A 26,023-nucleotide genomic window follows, 5' to 3' on the forward strand; every position below is an offset into this window, starting at 1 on the left:
TAAACATAAAAAAGCCGCTAATTAGCGGCTTTTTTATGTTTGGTTAAAAAGGCTGGTTGACGGTAAAACGGAAAATGGAATCATCCTTGCTAAAACCGAAATCTGCTCGGGCAATGATGTTCTCAATAAATACCCTAATGCCGACACCGGCGCTCCACTTCATGTTGTTGTGTAGTGCGCTAAAGTCGAGCTTGTCACTGACGTTGCCAAGCTCAGCAAAGACGGCAGTTTGCCACCACGGAAAATCATAACGACTCAATACAGGCACACGGCTTTGCGGTTGCCATTTAGGGATCATTCTAAGCTCTGCACCATAAAACAACGCGCTGCGATCATGCATGTAATTGTCACCATAACCGCGCATTCTATCGGGGCCACCTAACACAGATTGGGCAAACCAATCGGGTTGACGATGGGCTTTATCGTTCTGCCAAGTGGGGATATCAGAGAGGTATCCGGTTAACGACAGTGTTTGTTGTTGGTTGATGCGATTACTGCCCAGATCAAAGTACTGGCTGTGTTGGACTTCCCAGCGCGTGTAGCTGGCTCGTTCGCTGCCGCCCCAATCTCTTAGTACCTTGGCGTAGCTGTGATAACCGCGGCTAGGCGAGGGCGTGTAGTCTCGTGCGTCTTGATCTAGCGTTACGCTAATACCGTAGGTTTCACCCGCTACATTGGCGACGTTATCTGAGCGGAACTCACGACTTTTGTAGAAGGGTTCAACCTCTAATACCCTTGTCACTGGCTGCGCTTGCACACCCGTTATCGTATTCACCGGCTTAGCGGGTGTTTGATTAATCAAATAGCGAAACGTCATTTGCCAGTCGCGCTGTAAGTAAGATGCGTCGCCTGGTACATCGATAGGGTCATCAGGTTGCTCACCTAAGTACATTTCGGTATCGGTAAAGTCCGCTTGTAGGGCTGAGATATCGAATGTCCAACGCGCTGACAATGCGTAATTGAAGTAGCCTAAATAGCTGATATAACTGTTGTTGACAGAGTATGCACCAAAGCCGACAGCTTGAGCTTGCGGTTGACCAAGGCCAGTTACGGCGACCACGGAGCCTGCTAATAACCCTGTGCTTTCCATTGCGCCAATAATGGGAATAATCACGGTCTCTTTCGTTTGCTCAGTGTCATGACTTGCATGAATGACCAACTCTGTATCGTCAGCGTGGACATAGACAACCGAACCGAGTAGCGCAGCCGTGGCAAGCATTAGACGCTTAACGGCCTTAGCTTGAGAAATGGCTTCTTTAGATTGTGCTTTAGCTAAGTTAAGTTGCGAAAATGGCTTCATGTTGTCGGCTCACTGGCTAGTTGGTTTACAGATATGGTGTTATCTGTAGCGATGTGAGGATGATAAAGTTTTGCCGCTGAGGGACAACGAATAAGAGCTATTCAATTTTGCATTTGCTAATACAAGGTTAAGATTAAGACGTTGAATTTAAACAATATAAAAGATCGAATGGTATGTAGTTATACACCTAGTGCGAAGATGTTGAACAGGCAAGCGCTTAACTCATCCAGTAGTAGCCAATAAATACCAGTGTGGTTAAGCGCTGCAGAGATCAGTCGTTTTTAAGGGTTTTTAAACACGTTGCAATTTTCGCCGATAACCCAATGTCGACAGTTTCCCAGTTAAACTGGCTGATATTGGCGTTGTTAACCTGCAAGCTTTCTGTCGTGAGTTTGCCATTGGCGGTTTGCAGCTTGCCATAATCGGGTGTGCGATTGCTCCAATGCTGACCATTGAGGCCTTGGGCATAGCCATAGCAATAGATATGTTGCATATATTGTTGATCAAAAGGGGCGCTTGCAGGGCCTGATGGCACTTTAATGTCCATGTAAGACAAGTTAAACGATGAGTTAGTTAACTGACTTTGTTGATATATTTTCGCGATATTACTTCTGCCTTGATATTTGATCATGGTGGCAATAGAACGTCCCATGATGTCAGTAATCGATAGCTTGGTTGGATGCCAATTGGCAGCGATGCGAGAGTTACTAATAAGCCAAATATGGTTTTTGACACGGGGTTGATTTTGGTGGCCAAGTTGGCTGAGGTTGTGGTTTTCAAGCTGTTCGAACGCTTCAATATCCATATCCTCTGGCATGAAGAATACTTGAGCTACGACGCCACCATCCACATGCATTTCATCAAAGGATTTACCATCAACTAAGGTTGGGATGAGGACAGGTTCGAATATGCCGGGGATTGAGGCGGAAGCTAAAATCACATCTTCAAACAGCTGTTCAGCCTCTGCTGTTTCATGCATGGCGATGGCACCCATATTCCAAATAACCGGTCTTTGCTCATCAAGGTTGGTGGTTTTTACCAGAAAGGTTCTACCGCGTAAGTGTTGTTGTTTCACTTTATCGAGTAGTGGCCGGTTTATCTCGCTTCTGACTCTAGCTTCAAAAGCGGCGGTATTAAGCAGTGAAGAGCTGGAAAACAGCTGCCAAATATAGCGGCTCTCGTACAGGTCTTTATCTGATAGCTGAGTGTAAAAGCTGGTTAGTTTATCGTCGTGATCTGGCCCTAAAAATGCATATAAGCCTATGATTGCTCCAGTACTTATTCCGGTGACGAGTCGGTATTCAGGTCTTGTTTTACTGTGGGTTAAGCCGTTGAGTAATCCAGCGCCATAGGCTCCGTTGGCGCCACCGCCTGAGATTGTGAGGTGGTGTTGGTCTTTAAGCTTGTTGTGCTCATCGACCAGCAGCGAAATATCAAAAGTATCCTGACGTTGGGCTTCATTGTTGGTGTGCTGCTCGATGGTAAATGGCACATCCCCCCAATGGCGTATCGTCGGGTCGTTGAGCAAGTGAGTGATGGAGTCAGGTTGAGAAGGCGCGACAATCCGCTCGGGTTGGCTACTGCAGGCGATCAGTAAAAGTGAAAGTAGGCACGCGCATATTGTTCTTGTCATTGGTGGCCATCTCAGATTGGTTGAAGCAGAAACACCGCTTGATATTACTTGATTGTAAGCCAGTTAATTGAATGTAAACAAGTTTGTTTTTTGAACAGCAAGTGCTAAATCGAAGAATGCTCAGATGGGACATAAATTAAAGGCCACCGGTATGGCGGCCTTTAGTCATCGTTTTTTAGCTCAGTTATTCGCTGACTTGGGTGCTGTCATCAAACTCGTAATCACTGAGACTGTCATTTTGACTAATGTCTACGGCTTTGATTGGATTACCTGTCGCCCAGAGCTTACGTAGTTTTGGATTGTGGCTGACATCGAGGCTGCTAATTTGATTGTCAGTGATATACAGCTTACTAAGCTTAGGGCTTTGGCTGACATCGAGTTTTGTCAATTGGTTGTACATCACGCCTAGGCTAGAAATTTGGTTATTGGCAGGTAAGGTCAGCGCCGTTAACTGATTGCTGTCTAAACCGATTTGAACCAGTGATTTATTAGCACTGAAATCCATAGTGGTTAGTTGATTTTCTTTGGCCCATAAGTAGCGTAATGCCGGTGTATGGCTAACATCCAGCTGAGTCAATTGATTGCCGACGACACTGAGGTCTGTCAGCTTTGGTGTAGCACTTAAATCAAGGCTTTTGAGCTGATTGAAAGAGACATTTAGCTCTTCGAGCATAGGGGTATGGCTTAAATCAATGCTTTGCAGCTGCGCTGACATAACCGCCAACTCTTTCAGTTTAGGCGTATTACTCAGATCAATCTTGCTGATTTGTTTGGCATCAAGGCTTAGCACCTCAAGCTGCGGTGTGTGGCTCAAATCGATGCTGCTGAGCTGCTTACTACTCACCGATAGGCTTTTAAGCACAGGGTTGTGGCTCAAATCAATATTACTGATCTCAGGCCCGGCAAAGGTGGCTGATTCAAGCGCTGGAAAATACTTCAGGTCTGCAAGGCTTTGCATCGGCAAGTGACGACAGTTGAGCTTTCTGGTTTGGCTAGGGTCAGTCACGCGATGGACTTGCACGCACTGTTTGAAATTGGCGTCAGCGAACTCAATCGCGTCGATGCTTTGAGCAGCTGTAGCGTGAATTGGGTAACTCGAAAAAATGGCCAGTAATGCCGCCACAATCGGTTTATTATTCATTGGTTTAAGTCTCTATCCTTGATGAAAGCGCGCATCTTAACGTGTTGAGCTATCTGTTTTCAAGTCCTTATATTTAAAGCATTTTTTATACTTGTTATTGCTGCAGCTTGAATTGTTATTGAGTGATTAATTAGCTGTGAATTTCTAATGTTAATACAAGGATGATTCGCAAAGTAATATTTGAGCATTTCCAAAAAAATTTCATTAATTTCAATTATTTTTTGCTTCTGTAACCCCTAGCGCATTTTGTCGAACAACTTCGGATCGAGGTCACATCTAGTTAACTGATTTTTTACACACCTCTCATTAAGTATCAAAATGTAATAGGCACATAAATAATAAGGTTATTTGTACTGTGAGGTACAAGAAATGGAGATGAAGATGATGAAGAAAAGACACTTTCTCATCGCTATACCGGTTATTTTAGGCATAGGGATGTCAAATGCTATTGCGCAGTGGGATGAAAATAAGGGCTGCTTAACTTGCCATGAGGGCATAGAGCAGTTTTCTGATATTGATACGATGGCCTATTTAACTTGCGTTGATTGTCACAATGGTGACGGCGATGCGACCACGTTGGCTACGGCTCATAAGGATATGTGGTCGAACCCGACTGATCTGCGGGTTGTTGATAAGACCTGTGGTACTTGCCATAACGAAGAAGTAGATAATGCGAAAACCTCTATTCATGCCACGATGTCAGGGATGATATCTGGCACGCGTTATAATTTTGGTAGTCAAAGCCGTGATTCAATTCATGCTACTTATGATGTGAAAGCGCTCAAAACTGGGCGTGAAGGTACGGTGGCTGAGCTGACACAACTGCCAAGCTACGATCCTAGCCAACCAGAGTCAGATACTAACTCTCCTGGCGATGACTATTTGCGTAACCAATGTTTGCGTTGTCACTTATGGAGTGATGGTCACCAACGAGATGGTGATTATCGCGCGTCAGGCTGCGCCGCATGTCATGTCGAATATAGTAATGCCGCAACCTATGAAGGTGGCGATAAAGCCATTGATAAAACGCAAAAAGATCGCCCAAGACAACACAAAATGACCCGAGCGCCTTCGGTTGAGCAGTGCCAGCATTGTCATAATCGTGGCGGTCGTACTGGTGTTAGTTACATGGGGATGATGGAATCAGATGGCTACGGTACGCCGTATAAAGAAGATGGCAGTAAGCAAGGTAAGTTGCATGGTAAGCATTACAATTTCTTGCAGGCTGACTTGCACTATGATGCGGGCATGAGCTGTATTGATTGCCATACCAAAGATGAGATGCACGGCGATGGCTATCTATACACTAAAAAAGAGTTTGCATTAGAGGTGCGCTGCGAAACTTGTCACGGCACGATCAGTGAAGATGCGACATTAAAAACTGCTCGCGGTAATCCGATGACCAATTTATTTCGATCTGGCGATAGCGTAACTTTGACAACTAAAATTGATGGCAAGCAGCTTAAAGTGCCACAGCTTAATGGAGCTGAGTTATCGCCTGAAGGTGAAGTAGCAATGGTAAAAATTGCTAGCCACATGGAGAAAATGGAGTGCTCGACTTGTCACGCTGCCTGGGCGCCTCAATGTTATGGCTGCCACGCGAAACAAGATGTTGGCAAACCTAATGGTGATTGGTTAAGTGGTTCTCACAGTGATATCTCACAATTAGGTAAGAAGGCTAATTTAGATAAGCAAGCCTTTAGCTGGAGTGAGTCCCGTTCTTATGTTCGTTGGGAAAATCCGGCACTTGGTATTAACCACCGAGGAAAGGTGTCTACTTTTGTACCCGGATGTCAGGTGTTCCTTACTCAGGTCAATGGTGACAAAGCGATAGTAGCCAATAAAACCTATGTCACTAAAGACGGCACTAGCGGTTTATCACACAACCCTATTCAGCCCCATACTATGAGTAAAAAATCGCGTACCTGTGAAGAGTGTCATACCAATCCTAAAGTGCTAGGTTTGGGCTCAGGTCAGTACGATATAGCGCGTAACTTTCCTGATGGTCAGGCGCCAGTTAATTTTGAATTAGAGCGCTTTGTTGATGAAGAGGGTAATCAGTTGCAATCAACCTCGCATGACGGCGCTAGACCGTTCAATAAGGACGAGATGCAACGTATTCAAAGAGTTGGAACGTGCTTAGCTTGTCATGGCAGTGATGAGATCACGGCTACTGGTCAAGCTCCTGATGACGTCACTCATATGAAAGTGATCCAACGTATGGTAGAAAAGTCACGTTAATGGCCAGCTTGCATTAGCCCCATGCTGTTAGCGGGTATAACATTTAAAACACCGCAGTAAATGCGGTGTTTTTTTATGGGTAAATACTTATACCAATCAGTATAAACATTTAGTCACTCAGCGAGAGTTTAGCGGTACTGAGGCTGATTGGTATTAGCTAAAGGCTAGTGTTGATGCTGGTGCTTAGTGGTGGCTTCGATCCCCGTTGCTGTGGCCAACTCGGTAACGATTTGACTAAACTGTTGATTAATACTTTGCATCTGCTGCTGCACGATGGCACTCGTTTGGCGTAGTGTAGCAGGCATATGTTTAAGGTACTTTTTACCGGTTTCGGTGCGATAAAACGCGCTGAGCTCAAGTAATTCTTGTTCGCTATAGGTTTGCATGTACAGCTCAATGAATGCGGGTTCTATACTGGCCCAATCGAGTTGCTGTTTAGCGAGGTCAAACGCCCGTTGTCGGTAAGCGGTTTCTAGTTCGCGGTGTTGGCGTTTAAGAGGCATATCTTTAAGCATATGGGCGTAACTAGACTTGAGTTGATAGAGAGCTTGGTCGATAACATCTTCGGCATAGGTGGCCTGCAATAGGGCTTTGGCTGCGGCTTGGTGGCTGCTTGCTGCAGCGCTTAACTGCTGCGCGTTGAGGCGTGGACTGGCATGAGTGAGTGTACTGGCAGCACAACAGAGTAATACTAGGATGGATAAACGTCTTAGGTACATGGCGTCTCCTTGTCGGCTAACTTAAGTCAATGGGAAATCGAAAACAGTGCTGCACAGGAGTACTCACACTCCTGTGCAGACCTTAGGCTTATTGCAAGGTAGCTTTAATGGCTACGCCATTGCTATTACCTTCATCGATAGTCGTGATGTAGTACCAACCAGATTGCGGGTTAGTGACGCTAAAGCTCTCTGATGTGCTATTGCTGGTCACAGAGGCTTGCTCGTAACTGCTGGCATTTGGCCAGCTACGACCGCCATAAAGGCTAACATCGCCATTGCCGTGTCCGGTGGTTACCGTAAGTTCACTGGTGCCGGCATCAACCCACAACGAGAAGTAGTTGGTGCCAGAGGCTGAACACGCTGCTTGGCCTGCCGTTAAGCGTCCACCACTTTGTGCCCCTTGGCTTTGACAAATATCTTCAATATCGCCAACCGGTGGGTCAATGGGAGTGCTTGTATCACCGGTGGTGACACTCAAAGTTACCCCGCTGTATTGTGTGTCGGTATCAACACTAATATAGCGCCAGCCGCGATTAGCGGTAACTTGAACACTGGCTTCATTGCCCGCATTGGTTGCACTGGCTTGTGCGTTGCTACTGGTTGCCCAAGTGTCAGCGTTGTAGTAAATATTCGCATCGCCGCTACCGCCTGAGGTAGTGATACTCAGCGTGGTATTGTCTTGGTCGACATAGACATAAAAGCTGCCTCGTCCGCCACTGACACACTCATCATTTCCATAGGTTAACTGACCACTGCTAATGGTGGCTGCGCCGCAATCAGGTGTTGGAGTTCCACCACCGTTATCGCCACCGCCGTCGCCACCACCATTGTCACCGCCGCCATCACCACCGCCTTGAGCGGGATCTTCATCAGCAACCACTTCAGTGGTGCTGACCAATAGATCGGCACCGCCGAATTCGCCTGATAGCGTGAGATAGTGCCAGTATTCATTCGGGTTTAGTTGTACCTTAATGACTTCATGGTTACCGTTGCCAATACCATAGCCTTCATTGCTTTCACCACTTGCCCAGCCTTGCGAGCTAAAGTAAATGTCAGCATCTCCCCAGCCATCACCCACTTTAATCCACAACTCTTGGGCGCTACCATCGACGTTAGCAAAGGCAAAGCTAGCACGGCCATTTTGTGAGTCAATACACTCCATGGGTTGATCGATGATCAAGCTGGCATCAGGAGAATAGCGATAGGCTTCGCTGCTCACTGTACATGGTGCATAGTCTTTGCTGATGGTTGATACTGGACCTGCCCAGTTGCCTTCGGTACCGCTCGCTAACGCTTCAGCATCGGATGGGCCATGGTCAACAATGCCATCATCAGCAATGCTTAGGCCGCTAGTGAGCCATCCACGCCACTCATTGTCATAGCGGGTGCCGATGTTGTTGATGAAGGTCTGGTACTCTTCATATTGATCGTTACGCAAATATGCGAGGATTTGATCGACATCGGCGCGATGATTTTCAAACATGAATCGAACGGCTAAGTAACCCCAGCGGTAGATACGATCTTGGCCTGAATCGTAGTTGTTTTTAAAGATGGTGGACAGATCGAACTCTTGGGTTTCACCCATTTCAATTGCACGTGTGTTGGCATCGCGGTATGAGATGTACTCAGCCAAGCCTTCAATCCACCAAATGGTGTTAGCAGAAATGCTGCGGCCAAAGTCACCTTGTAGATTGTAGCGGCCATCAAGGTAGTGCACATACTCATGTTGTAGGTTCCAAACATGGAAATCAGGTACACGCCATTCAGCTTCATAGGCGATGAAGCGAGCTTGGTTTTTGAGGCCCGCTGGCGAGCCTTCTAGATACATACCGCCGTTGTTAGTGGCAATACCAAAGAAGGTGCCGGCATAAGATTGGTAGTCGCTAGAGCTATCAAAGACCACGAGCTCAAGCGCGCTGTTATTGTCATTGGCAACCGGGGTGTTGTTGGTGGCCAATTTACTGTGGAAATAAACCTCTTGATCACCAAGCACATCACAAGCCCACTTGGCTTGATCTTGGTACATGTGCTGCGCGCGCATGGTTAGGGTATTAGAACATTGCCAGTTAAAGGCCAGTGTTTCAGCTTCAAGCTGCGCTTTAAAACCGCAGATATCATAGTAGTTGCAGTTAGCACGATCATAGTAATCGGCCATACCTGCCGCTGCCATCCACACGACGCGTGAGCTGTCATCTTTGCTGGAGCTATCAAGCACCGCTTTGACTAAGCTGGTTACTCGGGTTTTCATCTCAGGAATGTAGTACAAACGCGACATTTCACGGACTGCGTTAGTAAGCACGTATTCAGCGTCGGTTCCTACCAAGTGTCGGTTTGCCAATTGAAAATTGTTGAGCGAATCTAAGATAGATTGGTCTGTGGCAAACAGGGCCTTCATTGGGTCATCCCACTGCGCCCTAAATAGCGTGGTGAAAATTGAGTTGGCTGCCGCATTCATGCCCCAGTTCACTTCCCAGTCGGCATTGTATTCGCTAAGCACTCGCTTAGTGACATAGTTAAAGTCAGCGCCTAAATGAGCCGAGTCTATCCAGATCAACGCCTCTTTTAGCACACCGGAGTTCTCGGTAGATACCGTCCAGATATTGCCGTTGTTAAACAGGTTAGTTAACGCTGTTTTAAAGTCTGCAGTAGCCGCTGAAGAATAGGGCGCCACGTCTTCAGGGCTATAGAATTGCACGTACAACGCTGCGCGGATGTAGTAGATGATAGCTTCGATGCCAGTAGTATCGGTACCGGTGTAATTTAAAGCTCTATCGCGCACGGCTGCGGCAGCAATACGGATATTTGACTCGCTAAATAGTGCGGTGGCATCTGCGCCTTTAAGGTTGTAGAGCGGGCTGACACATTGTGGGTCAGAAGCTGCAAGTTTATCGATCAACGGCCAGCCATTTAAGCCGACAAAGCTACTGCAATCCGCTTCAGCCTGTGGGCCAACATTACCTATAGGACCTGATGCGGCCAGAGGCAAAGCTTGCTGATGGTTATTGTTAATTGCCGATCGCATTTCAGGGTAAGGCGTCTGATGTGCGGTTATCGACGTGTTAGCGTGGGCGCTGAGGCTTGTGGCTAAGCCCAACGCGACGACCAGGGTATTAAGTTTCATGAAATCTCCATTAGCTTGTATAGAGCGGCAGCGTTTATCTGCCGATAGTTTTGTCTGCTGAGCAGATCTTTTAGGGTTTAACTCATGAAGCGACCACGCTGACTACTAGACCACACACTTCACTTTTAACAATAATGTAACAATATAGTCATTTAAATAAAATATACAATATAAAATTGTTTGTTTTAGCAGCAGTTTGGTGAGGGGATAACGGTAATTGCCTGAATTTCATTCAGTTATGTGTCAAATTTTTTTGACATGAAAAGTTTGTGCGGACACAGGTAAGGGGATGTTAGGCCAGCAGGGGCATCTCGCGAGCTGACCGCAGCCGAGAGACATTGACGATGAGGTTTTGCACAGTAAACTCTGAGGGTACTGCTTACCCAAGAGGTTAATTTATGTCTGATATTTCCCTGCCAGCAACTCCCATTCGCTGCCAGTCAATACATTTTGATAAGGCGGGAGAGGCCGATGTACTGTACCTCACAGATACTGAGGTTGCGGCCCCTATGGATGAGCAGGTGATGATAAAAGTGCATTATGCGGGAGTGAATGGTCCCGATATTGCGCAGCGGCGCGGGATATATCCGCCACCACCAGGGGCCAGTGCCATATTGGGACTTGAAGTCTCAGGTGAAGTGGTAGCTTGTGGTGATGCGGTGAATCAATGGCAAGTGGGCGATAAGGTATGTGCCTTAGTACCTGGTGGCGGCTATAGCGAATATGTGTTGACTCATGCCTCGCATTGCTTAGCCATTCCGAGCGGGGTGTCAATGGCTCAAGCTGCAGCAATACCCGAGACTTTCTTTACCGTTTGGAGCAACGTATTTATGCGCGGCCAGCTTTGCCGTGGTGAACGCTTTTTAGTGCATGGTGGGTCGGGTGGCATCGGCTCTACGGCGATTTTGTTAGCCAAGCAATTTGGTGCCACTGTGATTGCGACCGCCTCAACTGCCGCTAAACTTGATTACTGCCGTAAGCTCGGTGCTGACTTTAGTTTTAGTTATCAATCTGATGAGCTGCTAGCACAGGTGCATAGTGCGACCGAAGAGCGTGGGGTTGATCTGATATTGGATATGGCTGGCGGGGATTTCGTTAACCTTAATCTGAAGATGTTGGCCAGCGATGGCAGGTTAGCGTCGATAGCGCTGCAACGGGGCGCGAAAGCACAGGTCGATGTTTTTCGCATTATGGCCAAACGCATCACTTGGTTTGGCAGCACTTTACGCCCGCAGTCTGATGCCGCTAAAGCGCAAATTACTGCCGAGCTTTCAGCGCATGTATGGCCTTTGTTTGCTCAAGTGCCACAGGCCGCCCTCGTGCCACCGATAGAAAAAATTTATCCACTTGCCGAAGCAGCGTTGGCCCATCAACTGATGGAGTCTAGGCAGCACAAAGGTAAGTTGGTACTCAAAGTGAACTAACCAAGTGATTGCACACTGGTTTGCCATGGCTTTGAAGCCGTGTAACTACAGATAATTGTCATCAATTTGCCATATTGCTGCCATCGCAATGTCAATTATCTTGTCCAGTATCCTTAAAAATTACGTGAAATTGAGATTTTTTTTCACAAATAAAACTTGAATAAATGACTCTTTCGGCTAAATTTCGATACAAGTGGTTTAAGGCTGTTCAATCAACAGTGAAGCGGCGCAAATTTCAGCATTTCACTATTGATTTTTTAAATCATTTAATCAAAAGTAGGGCGATATTGATGAGCAACATCAGTTGCTTAATTAATGTGTCTACATGAGTTGCACACTCATTAATTTCAGGTATGTGTTGATTTGAGGGTATTGGCATATATGTATAACACATCACAAGATCCAGTGTGGTTCGGTGAACTACGCACACCGCGTGGTAACACGGTATTAGTCCACGACAAGCAGTTTCCTGAGGCCAGTCAGGGGCGTGTTTATTTTTACAATACAACGCGCGACGCAATCATAGAGTACGCCGAAGATATCGTCTCGGCTAACTTACATGACCTTGATGGTGCTGAGCTTGAAGCTGCTCAAGCAGAGTATGGTTTAGCTTGGCAAGCCGCTCGTGAAGCGTTTATGCAAAAGCATGAAGGATGGGTTGAAGCAACGCAATCGAAACCGGTTGCCAAAAAAGCTAAACCTGTAGTTGAAGAGCCTGTGGCCCAAGATAGTGACGAGCCAGAACTTGAAGTCGACAGTATTGATGACGACTTTGATGATAGCTGGTCCACCGATGATGATTAACACAGCGGACTAACCATAGCCGACTAACTCAATCGACTCGCTTGACCGACCAAAAGAGCACCACTTAACACTTAGTTAAGTGGTGCTTATTAATTCACAGCGGTGACAGACGTTACCGGCAACTCAAAACCACTTGGCGTATTGCGCCACCACAGTGCTAGCCTGTTATGCGACTAAAAGGTATCAAATTGGTACCGGCTGATATGATGGTAGCACTCATTCGGCTCTACCCATGGTTTGCCTGGCAAATCACTTTGGTTGGGCCCGTCAGGCAATTGTTGTGGTTCGAGGCATACCCCTTGATGGCTTTGCAACTGTTTGCCTTTGCGTCCCGGTGTACCGGCCAAAAAGTTAGCACCATATAGTTGTACGCTAGGTTGATTGGTGTATAAAGTCATACTGCGGCCTTGACTGGCTTCACTGAGTACCGCCGCTTTAGTCAGTTCATCACTATTACCCTCGAGCAAGTAACAATGATCATAGCCGTTGGTGCTAGCAAGCTCACTGGCTTGTTGGCGGCTACCTAAACACTGTGGCTGGCGCAAATCCAGTATCGAACCTTCAACATCATTGACATCATACGGGATGCCTTCTTGGTTGAGTGCCAAGCACTGCGAGGCGTTAATCTGTATTTGATGCTGTTGATTGCTGGTTGCTAAGATGCCGCCAAGGTTAAAGTAACTGTGTTGTGTAAGGCTAATGGGACAAGCCTTATCTGTGGCGGCAAAAATCTCGACATAGAGGTTATTGCCCACCAAACGATAGTCTAACTGCACATTGCAGTTACCTGGAAAACCCATATCACCGTCGGGGCTTAGCAGGCTCAGCCTGACGCCATCGGGCAAGACGCCCATATGCCAGTTTTTGCGATTAAAACCTTGCTCACCGCCGTGCAGGCAATTGCTTTGATGATTATTGCTAAGCGCGTAGTCTTGACCTTGATACTGCATGCGCGCACCTGCAATTCGATTGGCGTATCGACCCGCAATGGCGCCCAAATGCGCTTGCTGCTGCAAATAGTCTTCAGCATTGTCGCAACCCAACACCACATTACCGCGGTCTCCGGCGTTATTCGGTACCCACAAAGAACGAATAATGCCACCTAGACTAATCACTTCCATGGCGATAGTGCCATTGTCGATATATACGCGCTCTATTTGGCCACCGCGCGGGTCTTGCCATGGACTTAGTGGGCGAACTCGTATCATATTCTCAATCCTTGTGGGCCTAATTTAGGTTAATAACTGGCGTTGGCAAATGATGTCATATTTGTCATAGCAATCAGGATGAATACGTATGTGACGTCGCTTTAATACAGATCTTCGTCAATACGTGTCGCCCCATCACTGGCAGAGCATAAATAAACGGTTGCTTCTAGGCCGGTCAGTTTAGCGTAATTAGTTTCAACGGTTTCCACCACGGCATCGGTTAAATCGTGATCGACTAAGGCCACCACACAGCCGCCAAATCCACCACCTGTCATCCGTACGCCACCATGGTTACCAATCACCTTGGCTATCATGTCGACCAACTGATCGATGGCCTCAACGGTGATCTCAAAATCATCACGCATGGATTGGTGAGACTGGGCCATTAATTCGCTTAATCTGGCGATATCATTACTGGCTAATGCTTGGCTGGCTTGTTGGGTACGGCGATTTTCAGTCAATACATGACGTGCGCGACGATAAGCGGTTTCATCTAATTGTGCTTTAGCAGCTTCGAGCTGGCCTAAGCTGACATGGCGTAAACTGTCTGCGCCAAAGTGATCGGCCACTGCTTCACATTGCTCGCGTCTTAGGTTGTACTCTGACTCAACGAGGCCGCGTTGTACGTTAGAATTGATGATAATCAGGCTTAAGCTTTCAGGGATAGGCACAGGTTCACTGTCTAGGTCTTCACAGTCGATAAGCAGGGCATGATCTTGCTCGCCAAGGGCACTGATCATCTGATCCATAATGCCGCAAGCACAGCCAACATATTGGTTTTCACCGCGTTGGGCCATTTGCGCCACCGCCAAAGGTGATAGCCTTAACTGACTGCAATCATTAACAGCGGTGCCAAAGGCTATCTCAAGTGCCGCAGATGAAGATAGTCCGGCGCCGAGTGGTACATTGCCCACCACGGCCAGATCTAATCCTTTGGCAGGTAATCCCGATGTGGCCAATGCCGAGGTGAAGCCTTTGAGGTAATTAACCCAACCATCATCAGGGTTAGGTTGGCCTTCTTGACCAAACTGCCATGACTTTATCTCGCCTGCAAAGGCGTCAGATACGGCGCGAAATTTATCATCATCGCGGCGTTTTACCGCAATGATGGTATGGAAATTAATGGCGGCAGGCAGCACGAAACCATCGTTATAATCGGTGTGTTCGCCAATCAAATTGACTCGACCCGGAGCCAGGTAGAGATCATCGGCGTTGGTGCCAAAGGTTTGCACAAAAAGTTTGTTCGCGCGCTGTGCGGGATTAGACATGCTTAAAAGCTTCTCTTAAAAAATGCCTTATGCAGGCAGTAGTTTACGTGACGGTACTTATTGACCGCTTGCCTAGCATTGTTGTTAACAATACTAATTAAATTTATATCACGACTTTATCTAGGCTGTAACCCGGTTTTTATCTCTAAGTCATTAAATAGTGTTCTATGGGTTGCTGTGCCAGCATCTGGGCGGCTTGTTCTGGGGTCAGGTCGCGTTGCGGTTCTGCCAGCATTTCATAACCCACCATGAACTTTCTCACGCTGGCGCTGCGCAATAATGGTGGGTAAAAATGGCCATGCAGTTGCCATTCTGGGTGGGGAGTGCCATCAAATGGCGCACCGTGCCATCCCATAGAGTAAGGAAAGCTGGTGTTAAATAAGTTGTCATAACGACAGGTAATCGCTTGCAGTATGCTGGCTAATGTCTCGCGCTGGTTGCTGTTGAGCTGATCTAGATGATTTACGGCAAAGCGCGGCAGTAACAAGGTTTCAAATGGCCAACTGGCCCACCAAGGTACGATGACTGCCCAGTGTTGATTCACATCGATAACGCGCTGGTTTTGGCGTATTTCTCGCTCAACATAATCTAGCAGCAGTGGTCGATCGTGTTTGTCAAAGTATTGCTGCTGATGCGTGGTCTCGTTGATTGCTTCATTGGGAAGTTCACTGACAGCCCAAATTTGTCCGTGTGGATGGGGGTTGGAACACCCCATGGCAGCCCCTTTGTTTTCAAACACCTGCACCCATGGGTATTGTTGGCCTAGTTCAGCGACTTGGTCACAAAGGGTGTCGATAACTTGGATGACTTGTTGCTGGCTAAGTAAAGGCAAAGTTTTGCTGTGATCTGGGCTAAAACAGACCACCCGACTGGTGCCATTGACCGCTTGCAACGCAAACAAGGGATCTGTAGAGCTAAAATTTGGTGAGTCAGCCTGCAATGCGGCGAAGTCATTGGTAAATACAAACGGCTGTTGATAGTGGGGGTTGTGCTCACCACTAATGCGTTTATTGCTTGGACAGAGATAGCAATGCTCATCATAAGCAAGACTCGGTAGCGGCTGTCTGGCTTCTTGTTGTCCTTGCCATGGACGTTTGGCTCGGTGTGGCGACACCATTACCCAATTGCCGGTCAGTGGGTTGTAGCGGCGGTGAGAGTGCTCGCTACTATCAAATTGCTGCACAGCACTGTCCCTAGCACTGCTATGGCGGTCGCTGATGCTGCTCATGACCTTACTGCCGAAAAGTTGGGGCTGCTGTGATGACTAAATACGGTGCGGTTTAGCAACAGCGTTAGCAGGATTGTGGCGAGCAAGGTAATGGCCATTAAGTGAATAAAGTGCAGCGGTGTCCATACAAAGGTAAATATGGCATAGATGATGACGCCAAATACTAAGCCGGTTTTAATGGCGGCGGCGCTCACGTTGTTAAAGGCTAAAGCGCAGATAAAGGCTGCCAATACCGGCATTGAATACAGGCCATTTAATTGCTGGAGCAGGGCGATGATACTGTCAGACTGAGCAAACAGCGGCACCAATGCCACCGCCACACAGGTAAATACCAATGCTACCCGGGTGCCAATTTTTCTCACATCAGCATTGGCATTAATGTAATTTTGATGAATATCGCAGGTGTATAGCGCTGCAGCAGAGTTTAAGCAGGAATTAAACGAGCTTAATACCGCGCCAGCCATTACCGCGGCCAAAGCGCCAGATAACCATGGCGGCAATAGCTCGCTAACAAGCTTGCCGTAGGCGACATCACCAACATCCCCATAGAGTTTAAAGGCGACAATGCCCGGAAGTACGACGATTAAGGGGATGATTAGCTTCAATACCACCGCGGCATACAGGCCCTTTTGCGCCTCCTTGACTGATTTGGCGGCCAATGCGCGTTGGGTGATCACCATGTTAGTGCCCCAATAAAAAATTTGGATGAAAATCATCCCGGTTAGCAAGGTGGTCCAGGGAATGCTCGACTGTGCATCACCAATTAAGGTCATACGCTCAATCGGAATGCCAGATAGATCCCAGTCGATAGCGTTCATTGCCAACATCGACACAACCACGCCCATCACCAATAAACCGATACCGTTTAAACTGTCGGATATGGCGATGGCGCGCAAGCCACCAAAGATGGCGTAAATGGCACCGACAATGGCAAAAATAACGGCGAGTGCGGTAATGGAGATCTGCCAGCCAAACATCGACTTCATAAATAACGAGCCGGTATACAACACCACAGGGAGTAGGATAAATGCATAGCCGAGCATAAATAGGACCGATACCATGGCGCGAATACCTTTATCTTGATATTTGCGCTCCAAAAGTTCTGTGGTGGTTGTGCAGTTATAGCGGTAGTAAATAGGGATAAGCCATTTGGCTAAAATGATTAAGCCAACAGCTGCGGCAATTTCCCACCAGGCGACCAGTAATGCCTGGGCGCCATTCATGCCGACAATCTGTTCTGCACTGATGTTAGTCATCATCAGTGAGCCTGCGACAACCACCCAAGAGAGACCGCCACCGGCGAGAAAGTAATCTTTACTGTCGTTAGGGTCGCGACTGATGCGTCGACACTTGAGATAGGTGATCAAAGCGACTAACGCCGTGAGACCAATGAATATAGCCAACTGAATGTGCTGTTGCATAACGATTAGTGTTCCTTGTTGGCCGATTGTCTGGCTTGTTGACGAATATCGTGGCTTGCATCTATGGGCATCAGCGTAAAGCTAAAGTCCATGGCTTGAGGTTTGATACGGTATTGCTCATGTACAGGACGTCCCCAAGATGTATCACCGCCCACCCCCATCTGTTTGGCGTCAATGTTCCAAGTGACAAATTCACGAAAAGGGATTTCATTGCCGTGATTGGTGGTCACGGGCACTAAGCCCGAAGCAGAAGCTTGTGCATCATTGGGGCGAAAATCGATGTCGCTGAGTGCAAAGGGCCAAACACTGGTTTGCAATTGCTGCTCAGCTACAGCCAACAAGCCCTGCTGGTGAATGTCACGCACAGCCACATAACGCACTGCAGTACGTTGGCCGGTTTCTTGTGGCCGCGCATAGCGATGAAAACCTGATTCAACCGGGTAGTGGTAGTAGCCTAGGGGGTTGCCAGAGGCTCGGTCGGCGTAGCTTTCATCGGGGCCGCGGCCAAAGTAGCTGACAAAACGTTGTGAGAACGGCAGTTGCGTGCTGAAGCCAAACTTGGGCAGGTCGGGCAATGCCTGCTGCCCCGGTTGGAAGTGGCTGCTTATTTGTAGCGCGCCAGCTTGGGTAAGTTGATAGCGGTTGCTGATACTAAATTGCAGCTGCGGATGATAATGGCGGGTACTGATCACGCCATCAGTGGCAGTGATCTGTTGCAACTCAAGTTGCTTGGCTGCGTCTTGCCACACACCTGCCCATTGGGGCATATCATTGCCCAGATCGTTATCTGTGGGGGCGCGCCAGAATTGATTGATTAACGGTGTTTTTAACAGCGGCTTGCCCTGCGATAGGATCTGGGTGAGCCAACCATTTTTAGTGGAGAATTGATATTGAGTCTGGCCACTTTCTAGGTTCAAGCTACTATTGGGCGCGGTTGCATCCCCTTTGAGGGCAGCGGTGACGAGTTGCTGCGGATCTACTTTGGCGGTTTGCAGCTCAAATTGCTCAAAAGCAATGCGGTGGCCGACGGCAATGAGTGGCACTTGGCTAGCCTGCGTCACTTCAACCAGCAAGTGGTAGTCGTTGTGCTGATCCCAAACTTGGGCAGGCAGCGCAAGGGTATAGTCCAATGCAGCGCCTGCTGCGATAGTGGGCATAGGTTGGCTGTGGCTGGCAATGGTTTGTCCATCTTGTTGCACATGCCATTGCAGTTGCAGCCCGCGGGTGTCGATGAAGTCATAACGATTGCTGAGCCTGAGCTTAACTTGGCGAGCAGTGCTATGTTGATTGTTCACTAACTTAGCATCATCTATGCCGATGGGCTGATACACCTTTTTGACCTCGGCAAGGTGTGGGTGTGGCTCTCTGTCAGGGTTGACTAGACCATTGTTCAGGAAGTTACCGTCTGTGGGCATATCGGGATGATAGTCTTTGCCATAGGCCCAATAGCGCTGACCGCGGGCATTGGTAAATGCCAAAGATTGATCGACCCAATCCCAAATAAACCCACCTTGTAGCTGTTTGTGGGCATTAATCACATCCCAGTAATCTTGCAGATTCCCGACCGAGTTCCCCATGGCATGGGCGTACTCAATCATAATTAAGGGTCGCTGCTGCGGCTCACTGGCGTAAGCTTTCAGTTTATCGATTGATGGGTACATAGGGGCGACAATGTCGGTATATTCTGCCTTACCTGCGGGTTCATACTGTACTGGACGGCTAGGATCGCGCTGCTTCATCCACTGATAAAGCTGGCTAAATAACTGACCGTGACCCGCTTCATTTCCCATTGACCAAATGATGATAGAGGGGTGGTTTTTATCTCGCTCCATCATGCGTTGCACTCGGCTAAGGTGGGCTGGATACCAACTCATCTCATTGCCTATTTGGGTCTGTTCATTGACGGCCAGTGGGTGGGATTCGATATTTGCCTCATCAATCACATACAGGCCATAACGGTCCGTCAAGCTTAGCCAGTAGGGGTCATTGGGGTAATGACTAGAGCGCACTGCATTGATATTACTTTGTTTCATCAATTGAATATCTTTACGCATGCTGGCTCGACTGACCACATGACCGGTTTCGGGATCGGTTTCATGGCGGTCAACACCACGTATGGTAATGGCTTTTCCGTTTACCAACAGTTGTCCGTTGGCAATACGCACATCGCGAAAGCCTATATCTATGCTGCTTGCTTGCAAAAGGGTGTCATCAGCATCATGTAAACTGACTAATAGCGTATAGAGTTCAGGGGTTTCTGCAGACCAAAGCCGTGGCTCAGTTAAGCTATCTTTAAATTGCACTTGCGCTTGACTATCAAGCGCCAATGTTTGGCTGCCATGTTTGACCTGTTTGCCATAGGGATCAAGTAGTTGATAGTTTAATTTGGTGGCGTGCTTTGATGGGCTTGCTAGTGCCACCTTGAAGTCAAAATCAACGCGGTTAAAGTCACTGTTTAACTGATAGTTTGCATCGATATCGGCGATATGGGTCAAAGGCCGGGCATACAGGTAAACGTCGCGCTCAATACCACTGACTCGCAGCATGTCTTGGCTTTCTAGATAGCTTGCGTCACTCCAGCGAATGATTTGCATTGCCAGCAGGTTATCCCCGCTTTTTAGGTACGGGGTTAAGTCGAATTCCGCAGGCGTTTTCGCGCCCTGACTATAACCCACTTCCTGGCCATTAAGGGCAACCGTTAAGGCCGATCGTGCTGCACCCACGTGCAATATGACCTGCTGACCATGCCAATGCTCTGGCAAGCTAAAGTGTTTTCGGTAGCTGCCGGTAGGATTGTAGTCTGTGGGGACCTTAGGCCACTGTGTCGTAAACGGATAGCGCTCGTCGAGATAAATTGCCTGACCAAAGCCTTGTGTCTCCCAATTACCGGGCACTTTTATCGACTGCCAAGCGGTGTTTGACGGGTTGGTTGCGGGCAAGGTTAACGCGTTATAGTGCTTTGGGGCTTGCTGCGGATTGCGAGCAAAATGAAATTGCCAAATGCCGTTTAGATTAAGGTAGCGATCACTACTGTGTGGCTGCTTGAGCATGGCTGCAGGCACACTACTATGGGCAAAAAAACTCGCTCTTGGCGGTAATTTGTTGATCTCAAATACCTGATGGTCTTGCCAACGATCTTTGGCCATGGCTGAGCAGGCGAGAGTTAGAGTGCCGAATAATAGGGCGAGTAGGGTATGGCGCATCTTGGCGGCAGTAAAAGTCATCATGAATAAACTCATCGTCGAGATTAATTATTATTGGTTTGTTTGTCGCTGCCAAACCACCGTCATGTAACGATTGTCTGGCGAAACACTGAGACGTGAAGGGCTATGATGCGTAGCGGTGGGCGGGGTAAGCTGACTCAGGGTTTGCCAATTCGTTAACGGCTGGCCTTGAAAGTGAGCCCCTCTTAAGGTGTTGCCCTGCATATTTAATATCCAGTGGTTATGGGTCCAAGCATAATCTTCACTGCCGCCGGTTAGCGCGATGATGTTTTGCTGGGCCTGCTTGATGGGGTCGTACGCTTTGATAACCCAGGCACCATCAAGTTGTTTATGTAGGTAACTGAACTGTGTAGTGTTAGGAATTACATGAATACTGCGCCCGGCATTATTGACCACAAAGTGACGTTCATCAGCCTGCTGGCCTTGGGGTTCAAAATACAAACTATAGGCGTATCGCGCCCATAGCAAAGTGCCTAGTTGTGGATGCTTAGCATAGTAACCCGTGGGAATAAGAGAGTTAATTGCGCGCTGAGCTTGTTGGCCATCGCGTTGCAGCCAAACACTTTGGTGTGGAACCCCTTGTTCAACGACATAAACCAATTCATCTGTGTGCCATTGTGGCGAGAATTCACTGAGATTGGGGGTATCGGTAAGCTTGACTACCTCGCCGGTGGTGATATCGAACTGATAGATATCGTTAAAACCCTTGGGGTTATCGCGATTGGAGGCAAACACAACGGCGCTACTTTCAGGGTTAAAGCTGGCTTGATTATCATAGCCTTCGCGCGCGGCGACCACCCGCGGCGGGCCAATATGCCAGGTGATTTGCGAGGCAGAAGGCGTGTTTAGCTCATAGAGATAGATATCATAGCCATCGGCCCAAGCAGTGGGAGTGAGCCAGATAAGAATCACGAGTGTTCTGAAAAAGTTGCCCGCATGCTTTGGTGTCGCTAATGTGAGTTTTTGTGCAAATAGTGCTAATAATCGCATCTAAAGCCGCCTATCTTAGTTGTAGGATGGCGTTAGGTTACAATACTGTTTGAATAATGTATACAAAGTGTGAGCGCAATAAAAAGCCCAGCAATGATTGCTGGGCTCGGGGAGTTATTTGCTGGTGTGTTCTTCAGCTAACGGTGGGCTGATGTCAGCTTCATGTTGTTCACCGGTTTTAAGCTCTTGAATGACATGGTCGACAAAACCGGCACCGGCGGCTTCGTACAGGTTGAATACACTGTCTACTCCGGCAGCTTTTAACGAGCTGGCATCTTCGCTGTATTGAACAATCGCGCTGATTTTACCTTGATAATTGAGGCGCTGTAGCTGCTCAACGGCAAATTGATTTCCGATGTGATGTGGCATAGCCAACAGCACTAACTCTAGGTTAGGGGCATGTTCTAGCTTTTCCCAAAAATCGGTATCAGAAGCATCACCTTGAACCACATGGCGGCCATGTTCTTTATGGAAATCGACCAACTCTTGTTTGTGTTCTACACCAAGAATTTCACCGTCAAATTGGGTGGCGAGCTCATCATAAGCACCACTACCAATACGCCCCATACCTAAGATTAAGAACCGTGGGTTACCTACACGTATCGGTCTGTCTTCCATATGCAGTGGGTGGCGCTCGAGCTTTTGCAGTCTGCCTTGTTGACGCTGATACAGCTTATTAGCAATGTTATTGAGCGGCGCGGCAAACAGGAAGCTGATACTCAATGCAACGGCCAGTATCACCATCCATTGTGGCGGTAGCCAACCTTTGCTGGTGGCAACGGCGGCCACAATCAAACCAAACTCACTGTAATTACCTAATGAGAACGAGCTCATTAAGGCGGTACGAGAACGTAGGCGGAAATAGGTCAGCAAGTACAAGAACAGCAGTACTTTGATAGGCACAGCAAACACTAACAAGGTGGCGAGGCCGATATCTGAGAAACTCGGTAACCCGTTAAGCCCGACGGTAAGGAAGAAGGCAACTAAGAATAGCTCTTTAAAATAAAACAGCGACTTAGCAAGTTCAGAAGATTTAGGGTGCCCCGCGAGTAAAATACCGATGACCAGTGCACCAAGGTCTGGTTTTAAGCCAACGAGTTCAAATAACCATGCGCCCATCACCAGAGCCATCACTAAGCCAAATAAGACTAATAGCTCACCATGGCCAACTTTATCAAAAGCTCTATAAATAAGCGGTTTTGCCAGCGGTAACAGCAGCAAACCTAATGCCCATATTGACGGGAAATCGCCTTTTGAGATGGTTAAAAATGCGACCGCAAAGATATCTTGCATAATCAAGATACCAATGGCGACTCGGCCATAGAGGGACTGAATATCACCTTTATCTTCGAGAATTTTTACTGCAAAAATGGTACTTGAAAAACTCAAGGCAAAGGCTAGCAGTGCCAGCTGGTTGATATCCATGCCGCTTAATTGTTCAAGGCCAATCAATCCCAGCAGCTTGAGCAACGGGATAAAAAATAGCATGGAGCCCATCAAGTGCAGACTGGATCCCGCCAGTACTTCAGCTTTAAACAGGCTTTTAAGATCGAGTTTTAGACCGATGGCAAACAGCAGCAGTGTCACCCCTAGCTCGGCTAACTGTTCCAGCAGTGGCAAGCTGGATTCATCAATGCCAAATAGAAATAGCGCAAAGCCCGCAACTAAATAGCCAATTAACGGCGGCAGTCCAACTCTGCTCACCAACATACCGCAGGCTAAGGTTATAAGAAGAATCGCGGGTTCCATGTCGCTCCTGATTTTAGGCTAGGGGTAAATACCTATTATTGTATAAGATTTCTGTTAACTTTAAATGAAATTTAATCAAGAAACTTGTATCAAATCGGTTCTTTTTGCGCTAGGGAACGGGCTTAGCTGCGAGATAGGCGCAAAAGTGACAATAAAAAAGCCTCCAATCGTGGAGGCTTTAAATTTAGGCATTATTTTTGGGCATTGCCAGTTAAGGCTTTAGCAATAAGTCGAGATGATCTGCAAAGGCTTGCGGACGCATAAACCCGGTTACCCGTAGTTCATCACGCACTTCACCTTGGGCGTCAAACATCAACAGAGTGGGCAAGCCCAGCACATCGTAATGCTCTAGTAACTCAATATCGATATCATCATTACGCGTCACGTCGGCTTGCAGGAATACCAAGTTAGCTAAACGCTGCTGAACTTCTGGTGCCTTAAAAGTGATGTTCTCAAACTCTTTACAGGCGACACACCAGTCAGCATAAAGGTCAAGCATAACCGGTTTACCTGCAGCACTTGCGGCGGCAATCTCACGTTCAAGATCAGCCAATGACTTAATCTTTTTGTGGGTGATATGCTCACTGGTTTGGCTTTGCTGCGCAACTGGTGTCTCGTAGCCTAATGCAGCCATTACCGCTTGAAAACCGTAGGAGAAGCTAGCAAGTAGCAGTAGCAATAAGCTGACTGAGCGTACGGTCTGTTTCCAGTTAAACTCGGTGAGCTTGTTCTGGTGCATTAAGTAACCCGCTAAACTCACGCCCCAAAGTGACCAAAGTACATCTGAGACGGTATCGGGCCAGATGCGGCCAATCATGACAACCGAAACGGCAATCAGTAAGAAGCCAAAGACAGTCTTAATGACATCCATCCAGGCTCCAGCGCGAGGCAGCAACTTACCACCTGATGAGCCGATGATGAGCAGCGGCAAACCCATACCCATACTTAATACGTATAGGGCCAAGAAGCCTTGCATCAAGTCACCAGTTTGTGCCACGTAAACCAAGGCACCCGATAGTGGCGCTGTGGTGCAAGGGGAAGCAACCAATCCAGAGATAACGCCCATGAGGAAAACCCCCGCGACATTGCCACCTTTTTGATTGTTGGAGAAACTGTTGAGCTTTTCTTGCCAGCGAGCAGGCAGTTTCAGCTCGTATAAGCCGAACATGGATAAGCTGAGCAGCAGGAATAATACCGCCAAGAAAATCAGTACCGCCGGGTGCTGCAGTGCCGCTTGGTACTTCATGCCGGCAGAGGCAACAATGAGCCCTAACAGTGAATAGGTAATGGCCATACCCTGTACGTAGACCATTGATAGGCTGAAGGCTTTAGCAGTAGAGAGCTTTTCACCTTGACCAACAATGATACCGGATAGAATCGGGTACATAGGGAACACGCAAGGCGTTAATGCCAAGCCGATGCCTAAGCCAAAGAAGATCACTAAAGTCCACAGCAGGTTGTCACCCGATAGCATGGCACTGAGACTGTCTTGCTGCGTAATGGGGGCGCTCGTTGCCGATGGTGCTGCAGGGGCATCGGCGTTGGCGCCAGCTACCTTACCGTCATTGGGTTCAACGGCGTCTAAAACCGCACTGCGTTTGGTTGGCGGGAAGCATAATTTACCTTCAGCACACCCCATAAAGGTGACATTAAGGGTCGCTTCACTACTGGCTTCTTTGATACCGATAGGAATATCGACATAGGTGTAATACACCTCTTGCTCACCGAAGTATTCATCGGTATGCGCTTTACCTCTGGGCAGCTTTATGTCGCCAATTTTGGCGCCATCAGCTTCAAATTCAAGTTTGTCACGGTACATGTAGTAGCCGTCAGCAATCACCCAACTGACTTTAACTTGATTACCTTGTTGTTCGAAATCAAATACAAAGGCTTCGTCAACGGGCATGAGCTTGGGCTCATCTTTGAGGAAGCTGAATTTACTACTACTGAAAATACCATCGGCATGGGCCGTCGGCGCCAGCAGCAATAGGGCGGAGAGAAAAACAAACAGGATTTTTTTCATGAGAGTGTCGTTTCTTTTATCCATTCTAAATAGGCGGCAGAACCGTGAGTGATAGGGGTGGCGATGAGTTCAGGTACATCATAGGGATGTAGCTGAGTCACCAAGGCTTCAATCTGCAAAAAATTCTGCTGTAAACACTTGATCTGCAGTTGATACTCCTGATCTTTACACATCTCACCTTGCCACATATACACCGAGCTAATCGGACCGTTAATGTGGACGCAAGCGCCAAGCTTAGCTTGCACTAAAGCGGTTGCTATGGATTCAGCGGTAGCCAAATCGGGACAGCTGCTACAGACAATTAAGCATGTTTGCTTCATGGTGATATGCTACTTCTCACGGTCATTAAAACTGAGTTAAGCCAATAGGCTTATGCTAGCCTTACTAAAGTCAATAAATGGTTTAGTGGGCTCTACTTTACGTGTTTTACGCTATCCTTGCATTAAGGGTTCACTAAAATAGTGAGACAGTCGATATTTCTGTCGCTTTTGTTGTTAGCGTATCGACTTGAAAATAGACCCTGCAATCC

The 26,023-nt window shown here is 47.7% G+C and carries 17 protein-coding genes; 3 read left to right on the top strand and 14 right to left on the bottom strand.

Annotated features, from left to right (window positions below; genetic code table 11):
• Nucleotides 1-43: 43 nt before the first annotated feature.
• From FLM48_RS02990 to FLM48_RS03000, 3 genes are all read right to left on the bottom strand, one after another.
• On the bottom strand, nt 44-1,300 hold the full coding sequence (locus tag FLM48_RS02990; RefSeq protein ID WP_179023355.1) for a BamA/TamA family outer membrane protein: 1,257 nt from the start codon (nt 1,298-1,300) through the stop codon (nt 44-46).
• Nucleotides 1,301-1,571: 271 nt separating this feature from the next.
• Complete coding sequence (locus tag FLM48_RS02995) at nt 1,572-2,933, bottom strand: patatin-like phospholipase family protein (protein ID WP_179023357.1); 1,362 nt, start codon at nt 2,931-2,933, stop codon at nt 1,572-1,574.
• A 184-nt stretch (nt 2,934-3,117) separates the two neighbouring features.
• Nucleotides 3,118-4,074, bottom strand: a complete 957-nt coding sequence (locus tag FLM48_RS03000) for a leucine-rich repeat domain-containing protein (RefSeq protein WP_179023359.1) — start codon at nt 4,072-4,074, stop codon at nt 3,118-3,120.
• A gap of 381 nt (nt 4,075-4,455) precedes the next feature.
• On the opposite strand from FLM48_RS03000, the gene FLM48_RS03005 reads away from it, so the two are divergent.
• Nucleotides 4,456-6,315, top strand: a complete 1,860-nt coding sequence (locus FLM48_RS03005) for a multiheme c-type cytochrome (RefSeq protein WP_256871029.1) — start codon at nt 4,456-4,458, stop codon at nt 6,313-6,315.
• Between the two features lie 164 nt (nt 6,316-6,479).
• Here FLM48_RS03005 and FLM48_RS03010 read toward each other — a convergent pair whose 3' ends face one another.
• Both FLM48_RS03010 and FLM48_RS03015 read right to left on the bottom strand, forming a co-directional pair.
• Nucleotides 6,480-7,034, bottom strand: coding sequence for a DUF2059 domain-containing protein (locus tag FLM48_RS03010; RefSeq protein WP_179023360.1), 555 nt, complete (start codon nt 7,032-7,034; stop codon nt 6,480-6,482).
• A gap of 88 nt (nt 7,035-7,122) precedes the next feature.
• Entirely contained in the window at nt 7,123-10,155 is a 3,033-nt protein-coding gene (locus FLM48_RS03015; protein ID WP_179023362.1) for a M9 family metallopeptidase, read from the bottom strand.
• Between the two features lie 413 nt (nt 10,156-10,568).
• Here FLM48_RS03015 and FLM48_RS03020 point away from each other — a divergent pair, with 413 nt between their 5' ends.
• Nucleotides 10,569-11,579, top strand: coding sequence for an NAD(P)H-quinone oxidoreductase (locus FLM48_RS03020; protein ID WP_372847467.1), 1,011 nt, complete (start codon nt 10,569-10,571; stop codon nt 11,577-11,579).
• A gap of 381 nt (nt 11,580-11,960) precedes the next feature.
• On the top strand, nt 11,961-12,383 hold the full coding sequence (locus FLM48_RS03025; protein ID WP_179023365.1) for a hypothetical protein: 423 nt from the start codon (nt 11,961-11,963) through the stop codon (nt 12,381-12,383).
• Between the two features lie 173 nt (nt 12,384-12,556).
• On the opposite strand, the gene FLM48_RS03030 is transcribed toward FLM48_RS03025, so the two are convergent.
• The 9 genes from FLM48_RS03030 to cutA form a co-directional block, all read right to left on the bottom strand.
• Nucleotides 12,557-13,591 carry an aldose epimerase family protein gene (locus tag FLM48_RS03030; RefSeq protein ID WP_179023367.1) on the bottom strand — a complete coding sequence of 345 codons (1,035 nt, stop codon included), beginning with the start codon at nt 13,589-13,591 and terminating at the stop codon, nt 12,557-12,559.
• 101 nt (nt 13,592-13,692) lie between these two features.
• On the bottom strand, nt 13,693-14,859 hold the full coding sequence (gene galK, locus FLM48_RS03035) for a galactokinase (protein WP_179023369.1): 1,167 nt from the start codon (nt 14,857-14,859) through the stop codon (nt 13,693-13,695).
• 145 nt (nt 14,860-15,004) lie between these two features.
• Complete coding sequence (locus FLM48_RS03040) at nt 15,005-16,087, bottom strand: UDP-glucose--hexose-1-phosphate uridylyltransferase (protein ID WP_179023371.1); 1,083 nt, start codon at nt 16,085-16,087, stop codon at nt 15,005-15,007.
• Nucleotides 16,084-17,508 carry a solute:sodium symporter family transporter gene (locus FLM48_RS03045; protein WP_179023373.1) on the bottom strand — a complete coding sequence of 475 codons (1,425 nt, stop codon included), beginning with the start codon at nt 17,506-17,508 and terminating at the stop codon, nt 16,084-16,086. Before FLM48_RS03045 ends, FLM48_RS03040 begins: the two co-directional genes overlap by 4 nt.
• A gap of 5 nt (nt 17,509-17,513) precedes the next feature.
• On the bottom strand, nt 17,514-20,735 hold the full coding sequence (locus FLM48_RS03050; RefSeq protein ID WP_256871030.1) for a glycoside hydrolase family 2 TIM barrel-domain containing protein: 3,222 nt from the start codon (nt 20,733-20,735) through the stop codon (nt 17,514-17,516).
• Nucleotides 20,736-20,762: 27 nt separating this feature from the next.
• Nucleotides 20,763-21,722: a hypothetical protein gene (locus FLM48_RS03055; RefSeq protein ID WP_256871031.1), complete on the bottom strand. Its 960-nt coding sequence runs from the start codon at nt 21,720-21,722 to the stop codon at nt 20,763-20,765.
• A 114-nt stretch (nt 21,723-21,836) separates the two neighbouring features.
• The gene (locus tag FLM48_RS03060; RefSeq protein ID WP_179023375.1) at nt 21,837-23,471 is read right to left on the bottom strand and encodes a cation:proton antiporter family protein; all 1,635 of its coding nucleotides are present in this window, start codon (nt 23,469-23,471) and stop codon (nt 21,837-21,839) included.
• A gap of 211 nt (nt 23,472-23,682) precedes the next feature.
• The gene (locus FLM48_RS03065; protein ID WP_179023377.1) at nt 23,683-25,494 is read right to left on the bottom strand and encodes a protein-disulfide reductase DsbD; all 1,812 of its coding nucleotides are present in this window, start codon (nt 25,492-25,494) and stop codon (nt 23,683-23,685) included.
• Complete coding sequence (gene cutA, locus FLM48_RS03070; protein ID WP_028773685.1) at nt 25,491-25,814, bottom strand: divalent-cation tolerance protein CutA; 324 nt, start codon at nt 25,812-25,814, stop codon at nt 25,491-25,493. Before cutA ends, FLM48_RS03065 begins: the two co-directional genes overlap by 4 nt.
• Nucleotides 25,815-26,023 lie beyond the last annotated feature (209 nt).

Origin of the sequence: Shewanella sp. Scap07, from assembly GCF_013394145.1 — a bacterium.
Lineage (GTDB): Bacteria > Pseudomonadota > Gammaproteobacteria > Enterobacterales > Shewanellaceae > Shewanella > Shewanella waksmanii.